The following is a 25738-nucleotide window of genomic DNA, read 5'->3' as shown; positions in this document are numbered from 1 at the left end:
GACTCCCCTCGTCGCACCGACCTGCAGGCCGCCGGGCTGCAGGAAAATGAGCCTGGCACCGGGTCGCCGGCCGTGCTTCAGTGAGCCAGATCACATCGGCTCTCGGGAAGGCTCGTCCATGCCACCGTCGCGTCACCAGGTCCGGCTCCCCGGATCGGCCACCCGCCGTCCTCTGCTCGCCGCGGCGATCGGGCTCGTCCTCGGCCTGGTCGGGCTGGCGGCGCCCGCCGGGGCCGCCGCTCCGTCGTACGTCGCCCTCGGCGACTCCTACTCCTCCGGGGTCGGCACCCGCACCTACATCAGCTCCAGCGGCAGCTGCCAGCGCTCCAGCTACGCCTATCCCGCCAAGGTCGCGGCGCAGCGGGGCTACACCCTCGACTTCCGGGCGTGCTCGGGCGCGACCGTCGGCACGGTCACCAACAGCCAGCTCTCGGCGCTCTCCTCGGGCACCGACTACGTCACCATCTCGGTCGGCGGCAACGACGCCGGCTTCGCCGACGTGCTCACCGAGTGCGCGCTGCCCGGATGGGCCTCCAACTGCGGGCGCGCCGTCGACAACGCCCAGGCCTACATCCGGAACACGCTGCCGGGACGTCTGGCCACCCTCTACGGCTCGATCGACTCGCGGGCGCCCGGCGCCGTGGTGGTCGTGGTCGGCTATCCGCGCGTCTTCATGGGGGAGGACTGCAACGCCGCCACGTTCTTCTCCCCGGCCGAGGAGACCCGGCTCAACGCCACCGCCGACCTGCTCAACAGCACGCTGAGCCGGGCCGCGGCCAACCGCGGGTTCCGGTTCGCCAACCCGACCAGCCGCTTCGTCGGTCACGCCGTCTGCGACGACGTCGAGTGGATCAACGGGTTCTCCAACCCGATCAGCGAGAGCTATCACCCGAACCGTGCCGGACAGGCCTCCGGTTACACGCCGTTGGTGGCGGGGTTGCTCGTCTGATCCCGAGCCTGCTCCCGGCGGGTGACGGAGCTCCGTCGTGGAGCCCCGTCGTGGAGCCCCGTCGTCGGCGGTGTTGATGCGGACCCGGTTGGTAGAACGGGTGGCATGCGGCTGACCTCGGCGGGCCCGACCACCCTCCACCGACGCCGTCGGGGCACTCCCCGGCGGGCCTCCGCCGCGGTGGTCGTCGCGGCCCTGGTCGCGCTCGGTCTGACCGCCTGCACCGACGACGGCGGGGAGTCCGGCGAGTCGCCGGAGTCGTTGGCCGACGACCTCGCCGCGGCGCTGACCGCGGACTCGACCCGCCTCGGGGAGACCGAGGACGGCGGGGACGCCGATGGCGACGGGCAGGGCGAGGCGGGGAGCGGGAGCGGTCGCGGCGCCGGCGCCGGCGCCGATTCCGATGCCGATGCCGACGACCGCCCCGCGCTCGCCGGGCTCGACTTCTCCGGTGCGGCGCCCGACGTCGCGGCCACGGACTTCGCGGCGATCGTCGAGGGCCTCGACGGCACCGCCGCGACCGTCTCCGCGCAGCAGGTGAGCGGCGACGGCGACACCCGGACCGCGACCCTGGCCTGGTCCTGGGCGGTCACCGAGGACGAGAGCTGGGACTACACCTCCGAGGCCACCCTCGAGCAGGACGGCGGCGCCTGGACGGTGGTGTGGGACCGTGCGCTCGTCGAGCCCGGCCTGGGCGCCGACGACGTCCTCGACGTCACCACGACCACCCCCGAGCGCGGCGAGATCACCGGTGCGCGGGGAAGGTGCTGGTCACCGAGCGGCCGGTCCAGCGCTACGGGATCGACAAGACCCAGGTGAAGCCGGCGGTCGCCACGGATTCGGCCCGGGAGCTCGCGCGACTGGTCGGCATCGACGCCGCGTCGTACGTGAAGACGGTGCAGGCGTCCGGGGACAGCGCGTTCGTCGAGGCGATCACCTACCGCCGGGGCGAGGTGCCCGCCGAGGTGGCCTCGGGCGCCGCCGACATCAAGGGGGTGCTCGTCGTCGACGACACGCTGGCTCTCGCGCCGACCAAGGAGTTCGCCGCGCCCATCCTGGGGCGGGTCGGGCCGGTGACCGCCGAGATGGTCGCCGACGACCCCGACACCTACCGCGCCGGCGACATCGCCGGCATCTCCGGCCTGCAGAGCCGGTACGACGACCAGCTGCGCGGCGCCCCCGGCCGGATCATCACCGCGGTCCGTCCCGACGGCAACGAGGACGAGCTCTTCGTGGCGGAGCCGGTCGATGGCGACGACGTGGCGACCACGCTCGACGCGACCCTGCAGAGCACCGGCGAGCGGCTGCTCGCCGACGTCGGACCGGCCAGTGCGCTGGTCGCGCTGCGGCCCAGCGACGGCGCGATCCTCGCTGCCGCCAACGGCCCGGGCACCGACGGGCAGAACTACGCCACCTATGCGCAAACGGCTCCGGGCTCCACCTTCAAGATCGTCTCCACCCTGGCGCTGCTCCGCGCCGGCGTCGCACCCGACGACCCGGTCTCCTGCCCGGCACAGGTGACCGTCGACGGCAAGGCGTTCGAGAACTACGACGACTATCCGTCGGGGTCGCTCGGAGAGATACCGCTGTCCACCGCGGTCGCGCAGTCGTGCAACACCGCCTTCATCGGGGAGCGCGGCCGGCTCGGCGAGGACGATCTGGCGGCAGCGGCGGGCAGCCTCGGCCTCGGGATCGACCACGACCTCGGGTTCCCCGCCTACTTCGGTCAGGTGCCCGCCGCGGCCAGCGAGACCGAGGCGGCCGCCGACCTGATCGGTCAGGGGAAGGTGCTGGCCTCGCCGATGGTGATGGCGGCCGTGATCGGCAGCGTGCAGGCCGGCTCCACCGTCGTGCCCACCCTGCTCCCGGAGCTCGGGGCCGACGACGCGGCGCAGCAGCCGGAGAAGCTGACCACGGCCGAAGCAAGCCAGCTGCGGGCGATGCTGCGCGAGACGGTCACCTCCGGCAGCGGTGCCTCGCTGGCGGACGTGCCGGGGGACCCGGTGATCGCCAAGACCGGCACCGCGGAGTTCGCCAAGGGCGACGAGATCGCCCTGCACGCCTGGATGGTCGCGGCCCAGGGCGACCTGGCCGTCGCGGTCTACGTCGACGAGGGAGAGTCCGGCAGCCGGACCGCCGGGCCGATCCTGGAGGCCTTCCTGCGGTCGGCTGGCTGAGCGTGGACCCGGGCTCAGCCCGTCGGCGTCGGAGACCGCGCCAGAAGACGTACCAGGACAACCTGCCACAAAAAGGAGGAAGCCCCTCGTCGCATGGGGTCAACGAGGGGCTGTGCCGTCTTTCGGTGCTCCCTCCGATCAACGACAGGAGAACAATACCGATAAGTACGGATTTTGGTAGCCCCGGGTTGAGGGAAATTTCAGACGGTCTGCATGGGGCGATCCGCACAGGCGGAGCGGGCGGGTCGCCACGGGTCCGGGCGACCCCTGCCCAGGGTTGTCGAGGAGTGCCAGAGTGAGGCCATGAGCGAATTCGACCTGGTGTCCGCCGACCGCCGTCGCCTCCTCGTGGGTGGGACCTGGCGCGAGGCGAGCGGTGGCGGACGGTTCGACGTGATCGACCCGGCCGACGGCTCGGTGCTGACCGACGTCGCGGACGGCACCCTGGACGACGCCCGCTCCGCGCTCGACGCGGCCGTCGCGGCGCAGGCCGACTGGGCCGCCACCGCGCCGCGCGAGCGCGGGGAGATCCTGCGCCGGGCGTTCGACCTGATCACCGAGCGCTCCGACGACTTCGCCCGCCTGATGAGCCTGGAGATGGGCAAGCCGGTCGCCGAGGCGGCCGGCGAGGTCACCTACGGTTCCGAGTTCTTCCGCTGGTTCGCCGAGGAGGCGGTGCGCATCCACGGCCGCTGGATGAACGCGCCTGCGGGGAACAGCCGGCTGCTGACCGTGCGCAAGCCGGTCGGCCCCTGCCTGTTCATCACTCCGTGGAACTTCCCGCTCGCGATGGGCACCCGCAAGATCGGCCCGGCGATCGCGGCGGGCTGCACGATGGTGGTGAAGCCCGCCGGGCAGACCCCGCTGACCATGCTCGCCCTGGCCGACCTGCTCGGTGAGGCGGGCCTGCCCGACGGTGTCCTCAACGTCGTCACCACCTCCGACTCCGGCGGGATGAGCGAGACCCTCCAGGCCGACCCGCGGCTGCGCAAGGTCAGCTTCACCGGCTCCACCGGGATCGGCAGGGTGATCGTGCGCCAGTCCGCCGACCAGCTGCAGCGGGTCAGCATGGAGCTGGGTGGCAACGCCCCGTTCCTGGTCTTCGCCGACGCCGACCTCGACGCCGCCGTCGACGGCGCGATGATCGCGAAGATGCGCAACATGGGCGAGGCCTGCACCTCGGCCAACCGGTTCCTGGTGGAGGCCTCGGTCGCCGAGGAGTTCGGCGCCAAGCTGGCCGAGCGGATGGCGGCGCTGACCGTCGGTCGGGGTCAGGACGAGGGGGTCGACGTGGGGCCGCTGATCGACGAGAAGGCGGTCACCTCGGTCACCGAGCTCGTCGACGACGCCCTGCAGCGCGGCGCCCGCGCCCTGACCGGCGCATCCGCGATCGAGGGTGAGGGCTTCTACTACCCGCCGACCGTGCTGGTCGACGTGCCGGCCGACGCCGAGGTGGTGCGCAACGAGATCTTCGGCCCGGTCGCCCCGATCACCACCTTCGAGACCGAGGAGGAGGCGATCGCCGCGGCCAACGACACCGAGTACGGTCTCGCCTCCTACGCCTACACCCGCGACCTGGCCCGGACCATCCGGCTGGCCGAGCGGTTGGAGTTCGGGATGCTCGGTCTCAACAGTGGGCTGGTCTCCAACCCCGCCGCCCCGTTCGGCGGGATGAAGGCCTCCGGCTTCGGCCGCGAAGGTGGGTTCGAGGGGATCGAGGAGTACCTGGAGACGACGTACGTCGCACTGCCGGCGGGCTGAGCCCGGATCCACCGATCTCGGCTACGCCGAGCATCGGTGACACCAGACTGAGCCCGCCCCTTCCGAGCGGCTGCTGCGAACGGCGTCAGGCGGAGGCGGCCCCCTCGCCGCCTCCGATGGCGGTCTTCTCGACGGACTTGTGCAGCAGCTGCTGCAGGTCCAGGCCGGTCGAGGTCTTCAGCATCTGCAGGGTCTGGGTGACGTTGTCGTTGACCTGCTTGGGCAGGGCACCGGCGCCGTCGGTGGACAGCACGGTGAGCTGGTCGATGGCGCTGATCGGGGCGGCCACCTCCTTGGCGATCTGGGGGAGCACCTCGATCAGCATCTGCAGCACGGCGGCGTCGTTGTAGTTCGCGAATGCCTCGGCGCGCTTGTCCATCGCCTCCGCCTCGGCGTGGCCGACGGCGAGGGTGGCGGCGGCCTGCGCCTCACCCTCGGCCCGGACCGCCTCGGCCTCGGCCACCCGGCGTGCCTTCTCGGCCTCACCGCGCCGCTGCCCCTCGATCGCCTCGGCCTCGGCCAGCGCCGACCGGCGGGCCTTCTCCGCCTCACCGGTCAGCCGGGCCTCCTCCGCATTCGCCTGCGCTGCGGCGATCGAGGAGGCCTTGCGCGCGTCCGCCGCCGCGATCTCGGCGGTACGACGCGCCTCCGCCTCCTGCTCGACCCGGTAGCGCTCGGCGTCGGCGGGCTTGCGGACCTGGGTCTCCAGGTCCCGCTCGGTCAGCGCGGCGCGCTTCACTGCCACCCTCTCCTGCTCCTCCAGGATCGCCTGGTCCCGCTCGGCCTGGGCCAGCGGACCCGCGGCCGAGGCCTGCGCGGTCGCCGCGTCGGTCTCGGACTTGATCTCGGCCTGGCGCAGCGCGAGTGCCCGCTGAGCGACCGCGATCTCCTCCTCGGCCGCGATCCTGGCCTGCTCGGCGGCCCGCCGGGACTCGGCCTCGGCGATCGAGGCGGCCTGCTGGATCCGGGCCGCCTCGGGTCGGCCCAGGTCGGCGAGGTAGGTGCCGTCGTCGGTGACGTCCTGGATCTGGAAGGTGTCGAGCAGCAGCCCCTGGCCGGTCAGCGAGGTCTCGGACTCGTCGGCGACCCGCTGGGCGAACGCCGCCCGGTCGCGGATGATCTGCTCCACGGTCAGGCCGCCCACGATGGAGCGGAGGGCGCCGGCGAGCACCTCCTGGGTGAACGGCTCGATCTCGTCCTGCTGGGAGAGGAAGCGCTGGCCGGCGAGGCGGATCTGGTCGGCGTTGCCGCCGACCTTGACGATCGCCACGCCGTCGAGGTTGAGCTTGATGCCCTGGCCCGAGACGGCGCCCCGGATCTGCACCGAGATCCGCCGGCTGGAGAGGTCCATCGTGGCCAGCTTCTGCACGAACGGGATCACGAAGACGCCGCCGCCGAGGACGACCTTCTGGCCGGACAGGTCGGTGGTCAGCTCACCGGTCTCGGGATTGACCACCGCCTTGCCCTTGCGCCCGGTGACGATGAAGGCGTGGTTCGGCCCGGCCACCTTGTAGCGGCTGGTCACCAGGAGCACCAGCAGGATGAGCAGGACGACGATCCCGAGGATCGGGATCAGGACTTCGGACGACATCGGTCTCCTTCTTCGGTGGCGGGGTGGTGCGGGGAGTCAGGCGTCGGGGGTCCAGACCGCGTTGACCTGGACCGCGGTGGGGGACAGCACGCCGGTGACGTTGACCTGACGCCCGGCCTCGATCGGCATCCCGGACGCCGAGGCGTTGTAGGTCAGCGTGTGGCCGCCGATCCGGACGCGGATCACGCCGTACCCCTGCTCCGGGATCGGGGTGACCACGTCGGCGAGCTGGCCGACGGTGTCGGCGATGGTGACGGTGCCGTCGCTGGGACCGTCCTTGAGCAGGCGGGTCAGCCACCAGGCGAACCAGCCGACCACCAGCCCGCTGACCGCGCCGACGCCGATCGCGGCCGGCCACGGTGCGCCGGTGGCGTCGACCGCAGCGGCGCCGAACCCGAACGCGGAGACGAAGCCGCCGATCACCGCGGTGGAGATCCAGTCGGCCTCGAGGGCGTCGAAGAGACCTTCGAGGGCTCCGTCGAGGAGGTCGCCGATCACCAGGGAGAGGAGGACCAGCACCAGGCCGGCGAGGCCGAGAGCGAGGAAGGGGGTCACGGGCTGCTTTCACGGGCGGGCTCCGGAGCCACTGCTCGGCGCCGGGACGACGGGTGGACCCTGTCCAGGACGGGTACGACGAAACCCGCGCGGCCCGTCCGTCTCGGGAGCTGGGACGGACGGCGCGGTTGACTTCAAGTGAACTTGAGATTGTCTGCTGGGCGCATGCCGCGACGCCCCCACCCCCACGTCCACCGTCACCGCCACGAACCATCCCGTCGTCCGTGCCCTCCGGGGTGGAACGCGGGTGCCGTCGTCGGCGGCGGACGGCAGACTGGGCGGTCGAGGACCCCATGACCGACCAGCTGATCACCGACCCCAGCCACCCCGAGCTGCCCGAACGGCCGATGCCGCCGGCGCGGCGACTGCCGCGCGCGCTGCGACCGTTCCGGCACGTCGGCTACCGACAACTCGGCATCGCGATGACGCTGACCACCTTCGCGGCCGGGGTGTGGGCGGTGGCGCTGGTCTGGGAGGTGATCCGGATCGGCGGCGGCGCCAGCCAGCTCTCCCTGGTCTCCACCGCGAGCGCGGTGGGCGTGCTGCTGCCGGCACTGCTCGGGGGCGTGGTCGCCGACCGGGTCCCGCAGAAGCTGATCCTGATCGCCGTGGCCAGCGTCGAGGTGGTCGGCATGTCCACCGCCGCGGTGCTCTCCTGGACCGACCGGGCCGAGCTGTGGCACCTCGGCGTGGTCGCCTTCGGCATCGGCGCCGCGATGGCGTTCTACTACCCGGCCTACTCCGCCTGGCTGCCCGCCCTGGTCCCCGAGGAGGACCTGATGGCGGTCAACGGGTTCGAGGGGATGGTGCGACCCACGGTCGGGCAGGCCGCCGGGCCGGCACTGGCCGGCGCCGTGGTCGGCTACGCGTCCTCCTCGGCGGCGCTCGCCGTCGCCGCGGTGGTCACCGGCCTGGGGCTCCTGGTGCTCACCCTGGTCCCGCTGACCGCGGTACGCCGCGAGGCGAACCCCGACGAGACCCGACCGCGCGGGGTGCGTGCCGCCCTGGGCACCGCGGTGGGCGACGTCCGGGAGGGCTTCGGCTACATGGTGCGCACGCCCTGGCTGCTGGCCACGCTGCTCTTCGCCTCGCTGTTCATCCTGGTGCTGATGGGGCCGCTGGAGGTGCTGGTCCCGTTCCTGATCAAGGACGGGCTGGGCGGCGACGCCGGTGACCACGCGCTGGTGCTGGCGGCGTTCGGGATCGGTGGCGCGATCGGGTCGTTCGTGATGGCCTCGCTGCCGATGCCGCGGCGCTACCTGACCTGGATGAACCTGCTGTGGGGTGTCGGCTGCCTGCCGTTCCTGGTGATCGGGCACGCCACCGCGGTGTGGCAGATGGCGGTCGCGGCGCTGGTCACCGGAGCGCTCTTCTCCGCCCCGATGGTGATCTGGGGGACCCTGCTGCAGCGGCGGGTGCCGCCGCACCTGCTGGGCCGGGTCGCCTCGCTCGACTTCTTCGTCTCGATCAGCCTGATGCCGGTCTCGATGGCACTGGCCGGGCCGGTGGCGGACCTGATCGGTCTGACCACCACGTTCACCGTGGCGGCCCTGGTGCCGGTGGTGATCGCGGTGATCGCGATCTGGGCGGCGAGGATGCCGGCCGACGAGATCGCCCACCCGCTGCGGGACGACCCCGGACGGGTGGCCGGGGACGGCTGAGCCTGGTCCTCCAGGCGTCGGGCTCGGGCTGGAGGGCGGGCCTCGGGGCGGGTCAGGTCGGGCGGTCAGGTCGGGCGGCCCAGGAGGCCGACCAGGCGTCGTACCGGGTCGGCGGTGGCGGAGCCGGGCCGCGGCGGGGCGAACAGGCGGGGCTGGCCCACGGAGTCGGCCTGCAGGTCGTTGACCACCAGCCAGCGCGCCCACGGCTCGAGGTCGGTCGCCAGCGCCGGCGGCATGGGTACGTCGGCGGCGGTGCTGGTCGCGACATCCCACCCGTGCACGGCGATCTCGACCGCCGCGAGCGCCGCGACATCGGACTGCGGAAGGGCGTGCGTGCCGAAGCTGACCGTCCGCGCGCCGGTGCTCAGCGGCGAGCACACCAGGGTCCAGGCGCCGAGCAGCCGGTGCGCCTTCACCCGTAGCGCGGCGAGGACGTCGGCCTCACCGCTCGGGACCCCCGGGCGGCTGTCGACGCTGCCGGCGGCGCCCTCGGTGAACGCGTCGAGGCAGTCCTCCATGTGGGCCAGCAGGTCCCGCAGCAGCCACGCCCGGCACGGGGTCGGTCGGTCGAGATGGGCCGGGGCGACGGTGGCGAGGGCGCCACAGGTGTAGGCCAGGGCGCGCTCGAGGAGCTCGACAGCGCTCCCCGTGTCCACCGCCGGGCCGAGGGCCGGCGGTGGCGTGGTCATCCCTGGTCGCTCCCGGAGGCGGCTGTGCCGGCGAAGAACGCCGAGGGGTTGAAGTCGGGCTCGAAGTCCGCCGGCAGCGTGGCCGGCAGGCCGAACCGGCGGAAGATGTGGTCGCCGAAGAAGGCGGTGACGTGGGCGACCTTCGGCGCGGCCGGGTCGCCGACCATCCGGAGCACCTGGAACTGGAACGGCGTGAAGTGTCCCTCGGGCTGCCGCATGTAGAGGCCGAACGCGGGCTGGCCGTTGGCCCAGGCCGGCACCATCGGCATGTCGTTGCTGCCGCCGGGGCACTTGGTGCCGATCAGGTCGCCGATGGTGGAGGCGCCGTTGTACCAGTTGAGGAACGGCGGCATGTCCCAGGTGGCGTCGTAGGTCAGCAGGCCGACGATGGTGTCGATGTCCTTGGCCCAGAACGCTCGCAGGTAGGCGTCGAGCATCTGCTGCTGGGCCGGCTCCAGGTCGGCCTGCACGCTGTCGGGGGTCAGCTGCCGTTCGCTCATCGTGGCGTGGGCGCGCTGCAGCGCGGAGTTCACCGCGGCCGTGCTGGTGTCCAGCGCGGCCGCCGTCTCCGCGGCGCTCCAGCGCAGTACGTCGCGCAGGATCAGCACCGCCCGCTGCCGCGCCGGCAGGTGCTGCAGGGCGGCGACGAAGGCCAGCCGGATCGTGTCCCGCTCGGCGACCTCGACGGCCGCGTCCGGGACCGGCTCCAGCCACGGCACCTCGTGGTCGGTCTCCAGCTCCTCGCTGACCACGGAGTCCGCCGTACCGAGTCCGGCGGGGAGGGGACGGCGTGGCCGGCCCTCGAGGTTGGTCAGGCACACGTTGGTGGCGATCCGGTAGAGCCAGGTGCGCACCGAGGAGCGTCCCTCGAACTTGCTGGACGCCTTCCAGGCGCGCAGGAACGTCTCCTGGACCAGGTCCTCCGCCTCGTGCACGGACCCGCTCATCCGGTAGCAGTGCGCCATCAGCTCGCGCTGGTAGCGGCCGGTCAAGGTGTCGAAGTCGGCCAGCTCGGCGGGCACGCCCGACGTGTCCGTGGTCGCTACGTCCTGCTCGGTCACCATCGTTCCCATCGCCGGCTCCCTTGGCCCTCGGTCAGTCTGCCTGAAGGGGACGACCGGGGGCGAGGGAGAAACTCATCGGTGGCGGGTGCGGGTTTCACCGGTCAGCCGGGGAAACCCGCACGACACGCCGTGCGCCATCGGCGTGTCGTGCGGGTTTCGGCCGACAGGTCCGCGGGTTTCCCCGGTCAGCCGGTGAAACCCGCAGCCCCGAGCCCGAGGCCCAGCACCCGCTCGGCAGCCCCCACCGCCCGCTCCCGCTCGGCGGGCACCAGACCCACCCGGGTCCGTCGGTCGAGCAGGTCCCCCACGTCGTGGGCGCCTTCGTGGGTGACGCCGAAGACCAGCTCCGCGGTGGTCACCGGCAGTCCCTCGGCGATCGGGGCGAGCAGGTCCGCCTCCGTCCAGCCGGTGGCGCCTCCCGCCGCATCGAGCACGTACGGCGCGTCCGCCCCGAAGCGTCGCACCAGCCGAACCTCCCCGGCCGACCCGACCGACCCGGCCGACCCAGCCGACCCGGCCGACCCGGCCGCCTCGACCAGCCGAGCCAGCCGGTCGCGTGGCGCCGCCCCGGCCAGGGGAAGCGTGGCCGTGCGGCACGGGTCGGCGGGGAGGTCGGTGGCGGCGAGGACCGCGTCGACGGCGTCCTCGGCCATCCGTCGGTAGGTGGTGAGCTTGCCTCCGACCACCGTGATCGTGCTGTGCGGACCGGGCACGACCGCGTGCCGGCGGGACAGGTCGGCGGTGGAGCCGTCCTCGCCGGTGTCGAGCAGCGGCCGCAGCCCGGCGAACGCGCCGATCACGTCGGAGCGTCGCAGCGACCGGGAGAACGATGCGGAGACCACGTCGAGCAGGAAGCCGATCTCCACCTCGGTCGGGTGCGGTACGTCGGGCACCGGCCCGCTGACCGGCTCGTCGGTGAGTCCGACGAAGCGACGACCGTCGGGCTGCGGCAGCACCATCACGAACCGATTGGTCTCGCCGGGGATCGGCGCGAACACCGCGACCTCGAGTCCAGGCAACGTCTCCGGGCCGAGCACCAGGTGCGTGCCGCGGGAGGGCCGCAGCCGGATCGTCGGGTCGACGTCGCCGGCCCACACGCCCGACGCGTTGACCACCGCGCGGGCCCGCACCTGCCGGGTGCCGCCGGCGGCGGTCTCGTCCCGCAGCGTCACCAGCGCACCCCCGGCGCGTCCCCCTCGAGGTCGGCGTTCATCGAGACCACCCGCGCGCGGGTGCGGACCTGCGCTCCGTGCTGCGTCGCGGTCCGGGCGATCGTGACGACCAGGCGGGCGTCGTCCTCGAGCTGGCCGTCCCAGCCGAGCAGAGCGCCGCGCAGACCGTCGGTGCGCAGGCCGGGCGCCAGCCGGTTCACCTCGGTCGCGGTCAGCCGCCGCGGGGCGGGGAGGGTGGTGGAGCTGGTGCGGGCGGAGCGGCGCAGCAGGTCGCCGGCCCACAGCCCGGCGTGCGCGAGGGTGCCCTGGGTGCGGGTGACCGATGCGGCGAGCGGGATCACGCTGGGCAGGGCGTGGGTCAGGTGCGGAGCGGTGACCTCCATCAGGATGCCCCGCTCGACGGCGCTCTCGTGGGCGACACCGAGCTGTCCGTTCGCCAGGTAGCGCAGCCCGCCGTGCACCAGCTTGGACGACCAACGCGACGTGCCGAAGGCGAGGTCGTGGGCGTCGACGGCGAGCACCGACAGGCCGCGTGAGGCGGCGTCGAGGGCCACCCCGGCGCCGGTCACCCCCACCCCCACCACCAGTACGTCGACGCGATCGGGCAGGTCGGCCAGACCGGGGGCGATCCGGGGGAGCGTCATGGCGCCAGGCTCCGCACCACGACCGCGTGCAGCTCGGCGAGCAGCGCGGTCAGGTCGAGGTCGTCGTCGGTCATCGTCTGAGCGGAGAGCACGAACCCGTGGGCGGAGAGCACCAGTCCGCGGGCGATCGCGGTGGCGTCGCCCGCGCGGAGGGTGCCGGCGCGCTGACCGGCGGCGATCACGGCGCCCAGCGCGTCGAGCACCGCCTCCTGCGAGCGGCCGCGGCGGCTCAGCAGGTAGGGCAGGATCAGCTCGGGGTCGAGCTCGACGATCCGGGTGAAGAGCTCGTTGTCCCGCAGTGCCTCGACGGTGCTGGTGACGGCCGCGGCGACGGTCTGCGGCGACGGCGGCGAGGTGGTGGCAGGGTCGGCGGCGGACAGTGGGCCGGCGCCGGCGGTGACCAGCTCGGTCCACTCCCGGGTCATCAGGTCGCCCAGCAGCGTCTGCATGTCGGGCCAGGCCCGATAGATCGTCATCCGGGAGACGCCCGAGCGGCGGGCCACCTCGGTCAGCGTGGTGCGCCGCCAGCCGACGTCGAGGATGCACGCCCGCGCCGCGTCGAGGTAGCCGTCCCGGGGCGAGGGGGCCGCGGTGTCCGATCCGGGCTGCTCGCCGCCGGTGGCTTGGTTGTGACGAAGTGACGGCATATGTCACAGTGTAACGCATGACCGCCGCGTCTCCCGTGCCTCCCGTCCCCGCCTCCGTCACGCCCGGCGACCTGCAGCCCGAGATGCCGCCCACCCGCTGGGGCGACCCCGCCGCGGCCGGCCCGCTGCCCGCGGCGACCCGGGGCCTGGTCGACCTGGTCTTCGGCCACCACGACACCCCGGCCCGCGACCGGGTCGACCTCCCCGCACCGGACCTGGCGCCCTATCACCTCGTCGCGTTGCGCGGCCTGGTCGGCGAGGACCACGTGCTCCTCGACGACGACCTCCGGCGGCGTCGTACCCGTGGCAAGTCGACGCCCGACCTGCTCCGGCAGCGCGAGGGGGACCTCGCCGACGCTCCCGACGTGGTGCTGCGACCCGCGGATCACGACCAGGTCGTCGCGGTGCTCGGCTACTGCGCGGAGCACCGGATCGCGGTGGTCCCCTTCGGCGGCGGGACCTGTGTCACCGGCGGCCTGGTCGCCGAGCGCGGCGACCTGGCCGGCGTGGTCTCCCTCGACCTGGGTCGGCTGCGGCGCCTGCTCGCCCTCGACCCGGTCTCCGCCACAGCCACCCTGGAGCCCGGCCTCCGGGGGCCAGAGGCCGAGGCGCTGCTCGCCGAGCGCGGGATGATGCTCGGGCACTACCCGCAGTCGTTCCAGTTCGCCTCGATCGGCGGCTTCGCGGCGACCCGGTCCTCGGGGCAGTCCAGCGCCGGCTACGGCCGGTTCGACGCGATGGTGGTCGGCCTCCGGGTGGCCACGCCCGCCGGCGAGGTCCGGCTCGGCACCGCTCCGGCCAACGCCGCCGGGCCCGACCTGCGCCAGCTCTTCCTCGGCTCGGAGGGGACGCTCGGCGTGATCACCGAGGTCACCGTGCGGGTCCGGCCCCTCCCGGAGGTCAAGGTCTACGAAGGGTGGCGGTGGCCCGACTTCGCCACCGGCTCCGAGGCGATGCGACAGCTCGCCCAGTCCGACCTGCTGCCGACGGTGCTGCGGCTCTCCGACGAGGCCGAGACCGCGATCAACCTCGCCGACCCCGAGTCCGTCGGCGGCGAGGAGGCCGGCAGCACCGGGTGCCTGATGATCGTCGGCTACGAGGGCACCGCCGCCGCGGTCGCCGCCAAGCAGCGCGCGGTCACCGACGTGCTCGCCGCCGCCGGCGGTGCGCAGCTCGGGACAGAGCCCGGTGAGTCGTGGGCGCACGGCCGGTTCGACGCGCCGTACCTGCGCGACGGGCTGCTCGACGCCGGAGTGCTGGTCGAGACCCTGGAGACCGCCACCTTCTGGTCCAACCGCGACCGGCTCTACACCGCCGTGAAGGAGGCGCTGACCGCCGAGCTCGGCGAGGGCACCCTCGTCCTCTGCCACGTCTCGCACGTCTACCCGACCGGCTGCTCGCTCTACTTCACCGTCGCCACACCCGGCGGCACAGCCAGTCACAACACCGGCGACACCGACACCGGCGCCCACAACACCGGCGCCCACAACACCGGCACTCACAACGCCCCACTCGAGCGGTGGCTGCCCGCCAAGGCGGCCGCGTGCGCGGCGATCGTGGCCACCGGCGCCTCTATCACCCACCACCACGCGATCGGCACCGACCACAAGCCCTACCTGGTCGACGAGATCGGGGAGGTCGGGGTCACCGCGCTGCGCGCGCTGAAGCAGGCGCTCGACCCCGCCGGCATCCTGAACCCGGGCGTGCTGATCCCGTGACCGCGCCCGCGAGGTCGTTCTGCTTCCTGGTCAACCCGGTCGCCGGCGGCGGCGCGGGACCTCGCGTCGTCGTACCGCTGGCGCGGGCGCTGCGCGAGGCGGGCAGCGACGTCGAGGTGCGCTACACCTCCACCGCCGACGAGGTCCCCGAGCTCGTCGCTGCCGCGGTCGCGCGGGGCGCGGTGGTGGTCTCGGTCGGCGGCGACGGGATGCTGTCCTCGGTGGCCGGCCCGGTCGCCGACGCCGGTGGGGTGCTCGGCGTGGTGCCGGCGGGTCGCGGCAACGACTTCGCCCGCGAGCTGGGCACGCCCATGGAGTCCGCGGCGCTGGTGGAGCTGCTGCGCGTCGGCCGGCCGCGCGCCGTCGACCTGCTCGAGGTCACCGACGCCACCGGCACCAGGGCCGTGGCGGGATCGGTCTACACCGGGGTCGATGCCCGCGCCGCCGCGATCGTGGACCGGTCCCGGTGGCTGCCCACCCGGTTGCAGTACCCGGTCGCCGCGGTCGCCGCGCTCGCCACCTACCGCCCGGTCGACATCCGCGTCGAGCTCGACGGGGTCGTCAGCGAGCACCGCGCCGCCACCGTGGTGGTGGCCAACTCCGGCTACTACGGCAAGGGGATGCGGATCGCCCCGCTCGCCGCCGTCGACGACGGCGAGCTCGACGTCGTGGTCATCGAGGCCGCCGGCCGCGCGGCGCTGGTCCGCGCCCTGCCCCAGGTGTACGACGGCCGCCACGTGGACCTCGACGAGGTGCACGTGCTGCGGGGCAGCCGGGTGCGGCTCTCCGGCACGCTGTCCGGCGGCGCCTCCGCTCCGGTCGGCGCCGACGGCGAGCCGCTCGCCGACCTGGCCCGGGCCGGTGTGCCGCCGCTGGAGGTGGCGATCAGGCCCGGTGCGCTGCGGGTGCTCGGCTGAGGTCGGCGGCGGGTCCAGGCCCAGCCTGGATCCACCGATTCCCCGCTACTGCGCGACCCCATCCGGGCGCCCCGGACGGCGTTGTCGCACCTCGACGGGCCTCCGGCCCGCCTTCGGCGCTCCGCCTTGCCGGGGCACCCGTCTGGAGCCGCTCGCTACGCGGCGAATCGGTGGCTCCACCCTCAGGCGAACGACCACACCAGCAGGTCGGTCGGCACCGCCGCGGTCACCTCGTGCTCGGCCTCGTCGACCAGCGCGAAGGCATCGCCGGCCTGCAGCGGCTCGGCCAGCGAGGAGCGCAGCAGCGCACCGGTCGCCACGAACGCGTGGACCCGCGGCCCGGCCGGCAGGGTGAGGGTCTCGCCGGCGTCGAGCCGCGCGATGTCGTAGGCGGCTCCGGCGACGGTCAGCGGCAGGCCGTCCCCGCCGGGCCGCTCACCCGCGCGGTCGGCGGCGCCGGCGAGCCTGACCAGCCCGGCACCGGCGGCCAGCTGCGGGGTGTGGTGCGCGTAGGCGGGGGAGGTGGCGTCGTCGGCGGTGAGCCAGGTCTGCACGAACCGGGCCGCCCCGTCGCCGGCGAGCTCGCTGTGCCGCACCCCGCTGCCGGCGTGCAGCACCCCGCAGGCGCCGGCGCCGAGCACGACCTCGTTGCCCAGACCGTCGACGTGGCGCACCTCGCCGGAGACCACCCAGGTCACGATGTCCAGGGCCGAGTGCGGGTGCTCCGCGAAGCCGCGACCCGCCCCGAGCAGGTGGTCGTCGTGGCAGACCAGCGGCCCGAACGCGAGCCGGTCCGGGTCGTAGTGGGAGCCGAACGAGAACGCGTGGCGGGTCAGCCGTCCCGGCTCCCGCTCGGTGAACCGTCTGTCGCCGCGCCTGATCTCCGCACTCACGGCTCCGATTGTGCCCGCCGGACCGGAGTGTTGATCGGGCAACCCCGCCCCGTGGCGCCGCCCGCGTGGGAAGGTGTCCCGGTGACCCCATCCCCATTGGCCGCGCGACTGCCGGCCGGGTTCCGCTTCGGCACCAGCACTGCGGCGTACCAGATCGAGGGGGCGGTCACCGACGACGGCCGGGGCCCGAGCATCTGGGACACCTTCTGCGCCCGGGAGGGCGTCATCGCCGACGGATCGAGCGGTGCCGTCGCCTGCGACCACTACCACCGGGTGGGGGAGGACGTGGAGCTGATGCGCCGGCTGGGGACCGGTGGCTACCGCTTCTCGATCTCCTGGCCCCGGATCCAGCCGACCGGCAGCGGCCCTGTCAACGCCGCCGGGCTGGACTTCTACGACCGACTGGTCGACCGGCTGCTCGCGGCCGGGCAGCAGCCGATGGCCACGCTGTACCACTGGGACCTGCCGCAGGCCCTCGAGGACCAGGGCGGCTGGATCAACCGCGACACCGTGGACCGGTTCGCCGAGTACGCCGGCATCGTCGGCGACCGGCTGGCCGACCGCGTCGAGCACTGGATCCCGATCAACGAGCCGAACGTGACCAGCATGCTCGGCTACGGGATCGGACAGTTCGCTCCCGGACGCACGCTGCTCTTCGACAGCGTGGTGGTCTCCCACCACCAGCTGCTGGCGCACGGCCGCGCCGCGATCGAGCTGCGCCGGGCCGGTGCCACCAGCGTGGGCTGCGCCAACAATCACGCACCGATCTGGCCCGCCTCCGACGACCCGGCCGACGTCGGGGCGTCCAAGCTGTTCGACGCGCTGTGGAACGGGCTCTACGCCGAGCCGATGCTGCTGGGTCGCTATCCGGCGGACCTCGAACCGCTGCTCGAGGAGGTGGTCCAGGACGGCGACCTGGCCACCATCCGGCAACCGCTCGACTTCTACGGCGTCAACTACTACAACCCGATGCGGATCGGGGCGGCACCGGAGTCCGACGGCGACGACGGCGTACCGTTCCGGTTCTTCGACGTGCTCGGCTACCCGACCACCGACTTCGGCTGGCCGGTGGTGCCCGACGCGCTGCGGGAGTGGCTGATCATGTTCCGCGCCCGCTACCGGGCGGCGCTGCCGCCGTTCTGGATCACCGAGTCCGGTTGCGCCTACAACGTGGGCCCGGACGCCGACGGGGTCGTCGACGACCAGGACCGCATCGACTACCTCGACGCCCACCTCACCGCGGTGGCAGAGGCGATCGAGCGCGGGGTCGACGTACGCGGGTACTACACGTGGTCGCTGATGGACAACTTCGAATGGGCAGACGGCTACCAGCAGCGGTTCGGGCTGGTGCACGTCGACTTCGACACCCTGGAGCGGACGCCGAAGCGCTCGTTCGACTGGTACGCGCGGCTGATCGCAGAGCACGCCGCCCTGCACGGCTGACGGTCCGCGGTGGCCGGGGTGCTCGCGCGCCCCATGCCGAATGGCTGGGATCCGGGCGAATTCCCGACCAATCCGAATGGGGCGCGCCGACCACGGCGACCACGGCGACCACCGGCATCGGCTCGGCTCAGGAGGTGAGCCCGGTCGCCATCCGCCGCACGACCTCGGTCAGCCGCTCCGGTGAGGTGGCGATGTTGAGCCGCACGTGTCCGGTCAGCCCGGGGTGGTAGTCGTGCCCGGGGGCCAGCCGGGCACGCCCCCGCTCCAGGATCCGCGCGGCGGGGTCGTCGACGCCGTACGCGCGCAGGTCCAGCCAGGCCAGGTACGTCGCCTCCAGCGGCCGCATCCGCGCCCGTGGCAGGTGGGTGGCGAGCAGCTCGGCGAGCAGGCTGCGCTGCGCGTCCAGGCGCTCGATCAGCGCGGCCAGCCACGGGTCGCCCTCGGTGTAGGCGGCCACCGCCGCGACCACGCCCAGCGGGGACCAGGAGTCGTTGCGGGCCGCCGGCACCGCCCGCAACGTGTCGCGGGTCGCCGGGTCGCCGGCGACGAGCTGGGCGCATCGCAGCCCGGCGGTGTTGAACGCCTTCGAGGCCGCCACCACGGCCACCGCATGCCCGGCCGTCCCCGGCAGGGAGAGGTACGGCGTGTGCCGCGGCCCGCCCGGCAGCACCAGAGGCGCGTGGATCTCGTCGGCCACCACCCGCGCACCGCGTCGGAGGACGACGTCGCGCAGGCCCTCGAGTTCGGCCCGGGTGAACGCTCGGCCCCACGGGTTGTGCGGGTTGGTCAGCAGCACCGTGCGGGCGCCGCCACCGGCGGGGTCGAGCAGGTCGTCGAGTCGGTCCAGGTCGAGCTCGGCGCGGGTCGCGTCCGGGTCCACCTCGAGGTCCAGCCGCTTGCGGCCGGTCACCTCGGCGATGCTGATCAGCGGCGGATACCCCGGCAGCGTCATCACCACCGGCGCCTCCTCGCTGAGCGCGTCCAGCGCCAGCCGGACCCCGGCGGTGACGTCGACGACGGGGATCACGCCGGTCGGGTCGACGCTGTGCCCGAAGTGGCGTGCGGCGAACCCGGCGTAGGCGTCGCCGAGCGGCCCGCCGAGGGCGAAGTCGGGGTATCCGGTCATCCCGGCGGCGACGGCCTCGGCGACGGCCTCGGTCACCACCGGCGCCGGTGCGTAGTCCATCTCGGCCACCCAGGCCGGCAGCACATCGTCGGGCACCTGGCCCCACTTGCAGGGCAGGGCTCGTCGGGCCTCGGTGTCAGTCAGGTCGCGCAGCACACCACCGAGGCTAGGGCGTGTCTCCCAAGTCCGCGCAGCAGGCGGGGACTGAGGAGACACGCCTAGAGGACCGCTGCAGGATCGTGGCGCCCGGAGGGCCGGCTCACCCCCGGGCAGGCTCGCCGACCCGTGGCGCGAGCACCCCGCGGATCGCGGCCGCGGTGCTCACCGCGGAGGTCGCGGCGGCCGCCTGGGTCTCCTGGGTGCTGCGCAGCTGCTCGGCGGTGCGGTCGATCTCGCGCTCCCAACGGGCCACCGCGTGGCGCCGGGAGGCGGCGACGTCCTGCCGGATGCTGGAGCGGGTGTAGAGCACACCGCCGGCCGCACCGAGGGCGAGCGCGGCGAGGAGGAACCACGCACCGTTTCCGAAGCCGAGTCCGCCGCACACCACCGCGACGACCAGGCACGCGGCCGCGGTCGGCGCGGTCCAGCGCACCGACCGGTCCGGGATGGTCCGGGCGGCGCGCTCGCGCCAGGTCCCGTCGTCGGCTCCGCTCGGGGTGACCGTCACCGCGTCGTCCCGGAACCGTACGTCGACCGAGCGCGGGGCCGGGCGGGTCGCCTCGGCCTCGAGCTGGTCGGTCACCCGCAGCAGTGCCGGGGTGAGCACCCGCAGTGCGACGCCGTGCGCCCCGCTGCCCGGGGTCGGGGTGGATCGGGTGAGGTCGCCGACCAGCAGGTCGGCCACCGTGCCGGCGGGTGCGTCGACGTCGATCCGCCGGGTCGCGGAGTCGTCGTAGCCGAGCTCGCCGCGGACCTCGGCCATCCGGGTCAGGATGTCGGCCTCGGCCGGTGAGCCCTGGCCGATCAGGGCGAGTGTGCAGGTGGCGAGCGGATCCTCGGACTGCTCGACCGATCCCTCGTCGGTCTCCGCCGGGGTGTCCCGGCCACGGGTCGGTGCGGACCGACGGTCGCCGGCGCCCTCGCCGCGCAGACAGCCGGCCAGGGCGCGCAGCCGCAGGACCTGCGCGTCGTACTCGCTGGTCCGGGGTCCGGTCGGGCCGGAGAGCGCCGCCACGAGCGCGGCGTCGACGTCGGCGGCGGGGACGGCGTCGAGGGCGGCGCTCAGGCTCGCGGCGAGCGTCGACACCGCGTCGGCGTCGAGACGCTCCTCGGCGATCCCGAGCCACAGCTGCCGCTGCAGCACGCTCGCCTCGGTCCCGAGCGCCAGCGCCTCCCCGAGCCGCCCGCGGCTCCACTCCACGCGCCTCGCCTGCAGGTCGACCAGGGTGAGCAGGGAGGAGGTACGACGGGCGTCGCGCCGTCGGGCCTCCTCCAGCAGGTCGGCGCCGGTCGGTCCGGGACCCGCGCCGGTCGCGGTGGCCAGCGCCGCAGTGGCGGCGGCGAGCCAGTAGCCGGGCACGTCGGGCGGGACGGAGACCTGGTGCGTGGGTCCGTTTCCGGTGACGATCACCGAGGCCACCACGTCGCCCGCGTAGCGCCGGGTGTCGGCGGCACCGGTGTGCTGGGAGAGCTCCGCGCGGATGTCCTCGTGCTCGAGCAGCGCCACGAACGCCCGGGTGAGCCGGTCCAGCTGAGCCTGCAGGTCGCCCTGCTGGCGGCGCATCTGGGCGGCCAGAAGGCTGCGCGCGTGACGCTCGTTGCTCAGCGCGGCCTCGGCCTCGGCCAGCCGTCGGTTCTGACCCCAGTCAGTCCAGTAGTCGCTCATCGGTGTCCCATCGCCTCGTCGGTGGGAGGTTCCATGCCCCCTCGGCCGTCCGGATAACCGTCGGGCCGAGGGGAGGTCGCGTGGGTGCGAGTGGGTCGAGGTGGGTCCGGCCTCAGAGCGCGGCGGCGACCTCGGTGCCCTGGGAGATGGCCCGCTTGGCGTCGAGCTCGGCGGCCACGTCGGCGCCCCCGATCACGGTGCGCCCGTCGGCGACCAGGTCGCGGACCGACTCCTGTCCGGAGCACAGCACGATGTGGTGCACGTCGAGCGTCTGCGGCTGGCCGTCCACGGTGATCTCGAGCCGGACCAGGCCGGCGTCCTGACCGTCGGCGTCGAGCACCGCGCTGATCCGGTCGTACGACGCCCCGCTGATCTGCCGCACCCCGGACTGCTTGAGCACGGCCCGGTGCGCCCAGCCCGAGGTCTTGCCCAGTCCGATGCCGATCGGGGTGGTCTTGCGCTGGAGCAGGGTCACCTCGCGGGCGGCCGGGCGCTGCTTGGGCTCGGTGAGGCCGCCGCGGTGCAGGCTCGGGTCGCCGACGCCCCAGTAGGACTTCCAGGTGTCGAGCTCCTGGTCGCCCTCGGTGTGGGTCAGCCAGTGCGACACGTCGACGCCGATGCCGCCGGCCCCGATCACGGCGACGGTGGCACCCGGGACGACCGCCCCGGAGAGCACCTCGTCGTAGCGGAGCACCCGGGGGTGCTCGACGCCCGGGATCTGCGGCACCCGGGACGCACGCCGGTGGCCACGACCACGGAGTCGAAGCCGGCGAGGTCGGCGTCGGTGGCCGCGGTGCCCAGCCGGACGTCGACGCCGAGCACCTCGAGGCGGCGGGTGTAGTAGCGCAGCGTGTCGGTGAAGTCCTCCTTGCCGGGCACGGCCATCGCCAGGCGGAACTGGCCGCCGACCTGCGCGGACCTCTCGAACAGGGTGACGGCGAGGCCGCGCTCCGCGGCGGAGACGGCGGTGGCCAGCCCGGCCGGTCCGGCGCCGACCACCGCGAGACTGGTGCGGCGCCGGGTCGGGGTCAGCACCAGAGTGGTCTCCCGGCCGGCCCGCGGGTTGACCAGGCAGGAGGCCCGTTTGTTGGAGAACGTGTGGTCCAGGCACGCCTGGTTGCAGGCGATGCAGGTGTTGATCTCGTCGGCCCGGTCGGCGGCCGCCTTGGCCACGAAGTCGGGGTCGGCCAGGAACGGGCGGGCCATCGAGACCAGGTCGGCGTCGCCGTGGGCGAGGATCTCCTCGGCGAGCTCGGGGGTGTTGATCCGGTTCGACGCACTGACCGGGATGCCCACCACCGACTTCAGGCGGGCGGTCTGCTCGCGCCAGGCGCCGCGGGGCACCTGGGTGATGATGGTCGGCACCCGGGCCTCGTGCCAGCCGATGCCGGTGTTGAACACGCTCACCCCGGCCTCCTCCAGCAGCCCGGCGAGCTCGACAGTCTCCTCCCAGGTCTGGCCGCCCTCGACGAGGTCGAGCAGCGAGATCCGGTAGACGATCGGGAAGTCCGCGTCGACCAGCTCACGGGCCCGCCGGACGACCTCGACGGGGAAGCGCATCCGGTCGGTCGCCGTACCGCCCCAGGCGTCGGTGCGGTCGTTGGTGCGGGCGGCGAGGAACTGGTTGATCAGGTAGCCCTCCGAGCCCATGATCTCCACCGCGTCGTAGCCGGCCCGGCGGGCGAGCGCGACCGAGCGGGCGAAGGCGGTCGCGGTCCGGTCGACGTCCTTGGTCGACATCCTGCTCGGCTTGAACGGGGTGATCGGCGACTGCCGGTCCGACGCGCCGACGTTGAGCGGGCTGTAGCCGTAGCGGCCGGCGTGCAGCACCTGCAGCGCGATCGCTCCGCCCTCGGCGTGGACCGCGTCGGTGACCTGGCGGTGCCGCGCGGCGTGCAGGCGGGTCGACATCTGCGACCCGAACGGCTTCAGCCAGCCGCGCACGTCGGGGGAGAACCCGCCGGTCACGATCAGCCCGGCTCCGCCGCGGGCGCGCTCGGCGTAGAAGGCGGCGAGCTTGGGCAGGTCCCACCAGTGGTCGTCCAGGCCGGTGTGCATGCTGCCCATCACCGTGCGGTTGCGCAGGGTCAGCGAGCCGACGGTGAGCGGCTCCAGCAGGTGCGGGTAGGGCCGGACGGTGGGCGTGGTGGTCATGCGTGTGCCTCCAGGTATTCGGTCAGCCACGCGATCTGGCTCTCCTCCAGGAGGATGCCGCCGCGCAGCACGAGGTACTGATCGAGCTCGGTGCCGGTGAGCACCGTCGGGTCGGGGTAGTCGCGCTCGGAGAGCTGCCGGTAGTGGTCGAGTCGTGTGGTGTGGTCGGCCAGGTGGGCGCGCACCGAGTCCAGCACCGCGGCGCGGTCACCGTTGGCGGCGCCGCGCATCTTCACCGCGATGTCGGAGCGCAGCGGTGCGGGCGGCGTCGGTGTGGCCAGCCAGGCGGCCAGGGCTTCGCGGCCGCGCGGGGTGACGTCGTACACCTTCTTGTCGGGGCGGTCGGACTGCGGCACCACGGTGACCTCGACCCAGCCCTCGCCCTCCATCCGGCCCAGGACGCGGTAGATCTGCTGGTGGGTGGCGCTCCAGAAGAACCCGATCGAGCGGCCGAACCGCTTGGTCAGGTCCAGGCCGGAGGCGGGCTGCTCGCAGAGCGCGACGAGGAGCGCGTGATCGAGGGCCATGGGCCGAGTATGCACCGAGTTGCAAAGGCTATGCAACGCGTTGCATCTGTGGTCCGTCCCACGTCTGGTCCGTCCCACGTCCTCCCTCCGTCCACGCTGACCGCCGCCACCACGTGGCACCCCACCCGCACCGCTGGGCGATGCCCCTAGCCTGACCCCATGCGCGCAGTCCAGGTCTCCACGCTCACCGGCCCCGACGACATCGCGATCCAGGAGGTGCCGGAGCCGGCGGCGGCGCCCGGCCACGTCCTGGTCCAGGTACACAGCGTCGGCGTCTCCTTCCCCGACCTGCTGCTGACCCGTGGTCAGTACCAGCTCAAGCCCGAGCCGCCGTTCACCCTCGGCGTCGACTTCGCCGGCGTGGTGCTGGAGAGCGCCGCCGGGTTCGACGAGGGTCAGCGGGTCGCCGGCTTCGGCTCGCACGGGGGAGCGGCCGAGGTGGTGGCCGCGCCGGCGCCGATGCTCTTCGCGCTGCCCGACAGCCTCTCCTACGACGAGGGCTCCGCGCTGCCGATGAACTACCTGACCGCGCTCTTCGCGCTCGAGGAGCGCGCCGGCCTGCGGGCGGGCGAGACCGTGCTGATCCACGGCGCCGCCGGTGGCGTCGGCACCGCCACCATCCAGGTCGCCAAGGCGATGGGCGCCCGCACCATCGCGGTCTGCAGCACCGAGGAGAAGCAGGCCTTCGCGAGGGCGGCCGGTGCCGACGAGGCGATCGCGATCGACGGGTTCAAGGACGCGGTCAAGGAGCTCACCGGGGGTCGCGGTGTGGACGTCGTCCTCGACGTGGTCGGCGGCGACGTGTTCACCGACTCGCTGCGCTCGCTGGCGCCCCAGGGCCGGCTGCTGGTCGTCGGGTTCGCCGCCGGCCAAGGCATCCCCGAGGTCAAGGTCAACCGGCTGCTGCTCAACAACATCGACGTGCGCGGCGTCGGCTGGGGCGACTACGTCCTCAAGCACCCCGGCTACCTGGAGCAGCAGTGGGCCCGTCTCGCCGAGCTGATCGACGCCGGCGGGATCACCCCGCCGATCGGCCGGACCTACCCGGTCGAGGAGTTCGGTCAGGCGCTGCGCGACATGGACGATCGCGCCGCGCTCGGCAAGCTGGTGGTCCGGATCCGGGACTGACCCGGCGGTCGGTGCCGGCTCACCCGAGACCGGCGATGGTGACCCAGTCGGACTCCTCGGCGCCGGCCAGGGCGGCACCCACCTCGTCGGGGGCGATGGCCCCGCTGCCGGAGGAGGAGTAGGTCGCGACCAGGCCCTGCCCGTCGACGGTGGCGATGATCGAGTCCACCTCGCCGTCCCGGGAGACCACCACGTAGCCGTCCCCCTGCTCGCACTCGTAGAGCTCGGGGTCGCACTCCTGCGCGCCGGTGATGTCGACGTAGAGGAGGGTCGAGGCGAACATCTCGCCCGAGCGGCTGTAGGCCAGGGAGACGCCGGTGACCACGCCGTCGGTCCGGGAGATCGTGGAGAACTCGGGGTCCATCCCCTCGATCTCCGGCAGGTACGCCGAGAGGCCGGACTCCTCGATCTCCGCGGCCCGCTCGGCCGCCTCCTGGGCGTCGCGCACCGCGCTCCAGGCCGGCTCGCCGGCGGAGACGCCGAAGCCGAACCCGACCACGCAGCTGATCAGGGCGACCACCGCCAGCGCCTCGCCCACCCGGGCGGCCACGCCCACCACGACCAGGGTGGCCAGCGCGGCGCTGGTGGTCCCGACGATCAGGGCCACCTCGCCGTCGCTGCCGGGGTCCTCCAGCCCGGCCAGCAGCCACAGCAGGATCGGGCAGCAGAACAGGTACACCGCCGCGGCGGTCGCGGCGACCGCGAGCGCGTGCGGGACGGCGAGGACCAGCCGTGCGACCAGGCCGACGACGACGGTCACCGCGATGCCGATCCCGACCCAGCCGTAGTAGCCGCCGTAGGTGTCCGAGCCGATCGCGCCGCGCAGCGGCAGCACCAGCTGGAGGCCGACCAGAAGCGCGACCAGGCCCTGGGCCGCGAGCCGGGCGAGGGGCTCGGTGGCGGCGCCGACGGCGGCGTCCGGTGCCGTGGTCGCCGTCCGGGGCTGTGCGGGGGGCTGTGCGGGGGGCTGTCCCGGGGCCGCTCCGGCGGTCGCTCCGGCGGTCGCTTCGGCGGTCGGGCGCGGGTCCATGGGGGTTCCGGTTCCCCGCGACCGGTGCCGCCAAACGGCGCCGGTGGGCGACCGGTGGGCGTGGGAC

Annotated in this window: 21 protein-coding genes and 1 pseudogene; 9 read left to right on the top strand and 13 right to left on the bottom strand. The window is 73.7% G+C overall.

Features of this window, described 5'->3' with window-relative positions; genetic code table 11:
- The first annotated feature begins 118 nt into the window (after positions 1-118).
- The 4 genes from FIV43_RS15880 (at position 119) to FIV43_RS15870 (ending at position 4887) form a co-directional block, all read left to right on the top strand.
- On the top strand, positions 119-949 hold the full coding sequence (locus FIV43_RS15880) for an SGNH/GDSL hydrolase family protein (protein ID WP_141014913.1): 831 nt from the start codon (positions 119-121) through the stop codon (positions 947-949).
- A gap of 105 nt (positions 950-1054) precedes the next feature.
- Entirely contained in the window at positions 1055-1768 is a 714-nt protein-coding gene (locus FIV43_RS22675; RefSeq protein ID WP_231123450.1) for an NTF2-like N-terminal transpeptidase domain-containing protein, read from the top strand.
- Positions 1714-3126, top strand: coding sequence for a penicillin-binding transpeptidase domain-containing protein (locus FIV43_RS15875; protein WP_231123449.1), 1413 nt, complete (start codon positions 1714-1716; stop codon positions 3124-3126). Before FIV43_RS22675 ends, FIV43_RS15875 begins: the two co-directional genes overlap by 55 nt.
- A 303-nt stretch (positions 3127-3429) precedes the next feature.
- Positions 3430-4887: an NAD-dependent succinate-semialdehyde dehydrogenase gene (locus FIV43_RS15870; RefSeq protein WP_141014912.1), complete on the top strand. Its 1458-nt coding sequence runs from the start codon at positions 3430-3432 to the stop codon at positions 4885-4887.
- 85 nt (positions 4888-4972) lie between these two features.
- Here the strand turns inward: FIV43_RS15870 and FIV43_RS15865 are convergent, their stop codons facing one another.
- On the bottom strand, positions 4973-6478 hold the full coding sequence (locus FIV43_RS15865) for a flotillin family protein (protein WP_141014911.1): 1506 nt from the start codon (positions 6476-6478) through the stop codon (positions 4973-4975).
- Positions 6479-6514: 36 nt separating this feature from the next.
- A complete protein-coding gene (locus tag FIV43_RS15860; RefSeq protein WP_141014910.1) occupies positions 6515-7033 on the bottom strand; it encodes an NfeD family protein in 519 nt (172 codons plus the stop codon).
- 293 nt (positions 7034-7326) lie between these two features.
- Here FIV43_RS15860 and FIV43_RS15855 point away from each other — a divergent pair, with 293 nt between their 5' ends.
- Positions 7327-8694, top strand: a complete 1368-nt coding sequence (locus FIV43_RS15855; RefSeq protein ID WP_196780838.1) for an MFS transporter — start codon at positions 7327-7329, stop codon at positions 8692-8694.
- Positions 8695-8759: 65 nt separating this feature from the next.
- On the opposite strand, the gene FIV43_RS15850 is transcribed toward FIV43_RS15855, so the two are convergent.
- From FIV43_RS15850 to FIV43_RS15835, 5 genes are all read right to left on the bottom strand, one after another.
- A complete protein-coding gene (locus tag FIV43_RS15850) occupies positions 8760-9383 on the bottom strand; it encodes a TIGR03086 family metal-binding protein (protein WP_141014909.1) in 624 nt (207 codons plus the stop codon).
- Positions 9380-10456 carry a sigma-70 family RNA polymerase sigma factor gene (locus FIV43_RS15845; protein WP_196780837.1) on the bottom strand — a complete coding sequence of 359 codons (1077 nt, stop codon included), beginning with the start codon at positions 10454-10456 and terminating at the stop codon, positions 9380-9382. Before FIV43_RS15845 ends, FIV43_RS15850 begins: the two co-directional genes overlap by 4 nt.
- A 176-nt stretch (positions 10457-10632) precedes the next feature.
- Entirely contained in the window at positions 10633-11619 is a 987-nt protein-coding gene (locus tag FIV43_RS22670; protein ID WP_231123448.1) for an FAD-dependent oxidoreductase, read from the bottom strand.
- Positions 11616-12263 carry an FAD-dependent oxidoreductase gene (locus tag FIV43_RS22665; RefSeq protein WP_231123447.1) on the bottom strand — a complete coding sequence of 216 codons (648 nt, stop codon included), beginning with the start codon at positions 12261-12263 and terminating at the stop codon, positions 11616-11618. The genes FIV43_RS22670 and FIV43_RS22665 overlap by 4 nt, the downstream gene beginning before the upstream one ends.
- Positions 12260-12910, bottom strand: a complete 651-nt coding sequence (locus FIV43_RS15835) for a TetR/AcrR family transcriptional regulator (protein WP_141014908.1) — start codon at positions 12908-12910, stop codon at positions 12260-12262. The genes FIV43_RS22665 and FIV43_RS15835 overlap by 4 nt, the downstream gene beginning before the upstream one ends.
- 17 nt (positions 12911-12927) lie before the next feature.
- Between FIV43_RS15835 and FIV43_RS15830 the strand changes: the two genes are divergently transcribed.
- Both FIV43_RS15830 and FIV43_RS15825 read left to right on the top strand, forming a co-directional pair.
- Positions 12928-14628, top strand: a complete 1701-nt coding sequence (locus FIV43_RS15830; RefSeq protein ID WP_231123446.1) for an FAD-binding oxidoreductase — start codon at positions 12928-12930, stop codon at positions 14626-14628.
- Positions 14625-15545: a diacylglycerol/lipid kinase family protein gene (locus FIV43_RS15825; RefSeq protein ID WP_141014907.1), complete on the top strand. Its 921-nt coding sequence runs from the start codon at positions 14625-14627 to the stop codon at positions 15543-15545. Before FIV43_RS15830 ends, FIV43_RS15825 begins: the two co-directional genes overlap by 4 nt.
- Before the next feature lie 182 nt (positions 15546-15727).
- On the opposite strand, the gene FIV43_RS15820 is transcribed toward FIV43_RS15825, so the two are convergent.
- The gene (locus FIV43_RS15820; RefSeq protein ID WP_181407534.1) at positions 15728-16438 is read right to left on the bottom strand and encodes a pirin family protein; all 711 of its coding nucleotides are present in this window, start codon (positions 16436-16438) and stop codon (positions 15728-15730) included.
- A gap of 81 nt (positions 16439-16519) precedes the next feature.
- Here FIV43_RS15820 and FIV43_RS15815 point away from each other — a divergent pair, with 81 nt between their 5' ends.
- Complete coding sequence (locus FIV43_RS15815) at positions 16520-17881, top strand: GH1 family beta-glucosidase (protein WP_231123445.1); 1362 nt, start codon at positions 16520-16522, stop codon at positions 17879-17881.
- A gap of 127 nt (positions 17882-18008) precedes the next feature.
- Here the strand turns inward: FIV43_RS15815 and FIV43_RS15810 are convergent, their stop codons facing one another.
- The 4 genes and pseudogenes from FIV43_RS15810 to FIV43_RS15795 all read right to left on the bottom strand — a co-directional run bounded on the left by FIV43_RS15810 (position 18009) and on the right by FIV43_RS15795 (position 23513).
- A complete protein-coding gene (locus FIV43_RS15810; protein WP_141014904.1) occupies positions 18009-19163 on the bottom strand; it encodes an aminotransferase class I/II-fold pyridoxal phosphate-dependent enzyme in 1155 nt (384 codons plus the stop codon).
- Between the two features lie 103 nt (positions 19164-19266).
- Complete coding sequence (locus FIV43_RS15805; protein ID WP_141014903.1) at positions 19267-20832, bottom strand: hypothetical protein; 1566 nt, start codon at positions 20830-20832, stop codon at positions 19267-19269.
- A 112-nt stretch (positions 20833-20944) separates the two neighbouring features.
- Positions 20945-22890 (bottom strand): annotated as a pseudogene (locus FIV43_RS15800) (oxidoreductase).
- 92 nt (positions 22891-22982) lie between these two features.
- The gene (locus FIV43_RS15795) at positions 22983-23513 is read right to left on the bottom strand and encodes a PadR family transcriptional regulator (protein WP_141014902.1); all 531 of its coding nucleotides are present in this window, start codon (positions 23511-23513) and stop codon (positions 22983-22985) included.
- A gap of 159 nt (positions 23514-23672) precedes the next feature.
- Here FIV43_RS15795 and FIV43_RS15790 point away from each other — a divergent pair, with 159 nt between their 5' ends.
- Positions 23673-24641 (top strand): NADPH:quinone oxidoreductase family protein, encoded by a 969-nt coding sequence (locus FIV43_RS15790; protein WP_141014901.1) that lies wholly within the window; start codon positions 23673-23675, stop codon positions 24639-24641.
- 19 nt (positions 24642-24660) lie between these two features.
- Here the strand turns inward: FIV43_RS15790 and FIV43_RS15785 are convergent, their stop codons facing one another.
- Complete coding sequence (locus tag FIV43_RS15785; protein ID WP_141014900.1) at positions 24661-25671, bottom strand: hypothetical protein; 1011 nt, start codon at positions 25669-25671, stop codon at positions 24661-24663.
- Positions 25672-25738 lie beyond the last annotated feature (67 nt).

The sequence above is a fragment of the Nocardioides sambongensis genome (assembly GCF_006494815.1).
GTDB classification, from domain to species: Bacteria; Actinomycetota; Actinomycetes; order Propionibacteriales; family Nocardioidaceae; genus Nocardioides; species Nocardioides sambongensis.
This window is presented reverse-complemented; position numbering and strand designations above follow the sequence as displayed.

Coding starts and splice junctions, on each gene's coding strand:
- FIV43_RS15880 (WP_141014913.1), top strand. CDS start 119: ATGCCACCGTCGCGTCACCAGGTCCGGCTCCCCGGATCGGCCACCCGC.
- FIV43_RS22675 (WP_231123450.1), top strand. CDS start 1,055: ATGCGGCTGACCTCGGCGGGCCCGACCACCCTCCACCGACGCCGTCGG.
- FIV43_RS15870 (WP_141014912.1), top strand. CDS start 3,430: ATGAGCGAATTCGACCTGGTGTCCGCCGACCGCCGTCGCCTCCTCGTG.
- FIV43_RS15865 (WP_141014911.1), bottom strand. CDS start 6,478: ATGTCGTCCGAAGTCCTGATCCCGATCCTCGGGATCGTCGTCCTGCTC.
- FIV43_RS15855 (WP_196780838.1), top strand. CDS start 7,327: ATGACCGACCAGCTGATCACCGACCCCAGCCACCCCGAGCTGCCCGAA.
- FIV43_RS15850 (WP_141014909.1), bottom strand. CDS start 9,383: ATGACCACGCCACCGCCGGCCCTCGGCCCGGCGGTGGACACGGGGAGC.
- FIV43_RS15845 (WP_196780837.1), bottom strand. CDS start 10,456: ATGGGAACGATGGTGACCGAGCAGGACGTAGCGACCACGGACACGTCG.
- FIV43_RS22665 (WP_231123447.1), bottom strand. CDS start 12,263: ATGACGCTCCCCCGGATCGCCCCCGGTCTGGCCGACCTGCCCGATCGC.
- FIV43_RS15835 (WP_141014908.1), bottom strand. CDS start 12,910: ATGCCGTCACTTCGTCACAACCAAGCCACCGGCGGCGAGCAGCCCGGA.
- FIV43_RS15830 (WP_231123446.1), top strand. CDS start 12,928: ATGACCGCCGCGTCTCCCGTGCCTCCCGTCCCCGCCTCCGTCACGCCC.
- FIV43_RS15805 (WP_141014903.1), bottom strand. CDS start 20,832: ATGAGCGACTACTGGACTGACTGGGGTCAGAACCGACGGCTGGCCGAG.
- FIV43_RS15795 (WP_141014902.1), bottom strand. CDS start 23,513: ATGGCCCTCGATCACGCGCTCCTCGTCGCGCTCTGCGAGCAGCCCGCC.
- FIV43_RS15790 (WP_141014901.1), top strand. CDS start 23,673: ATGCGCGCAGTCCAGGTCTCCACGCTCACCGGCCCCGACGACATCGCG.
- FIV43_RS15785 (WP_141014900.1), bottom strand. CDS start 25,671: ATGGACCCGCGCCCGACCGCCGAAGCGACCGCCGGAGCGACCGCCGGA.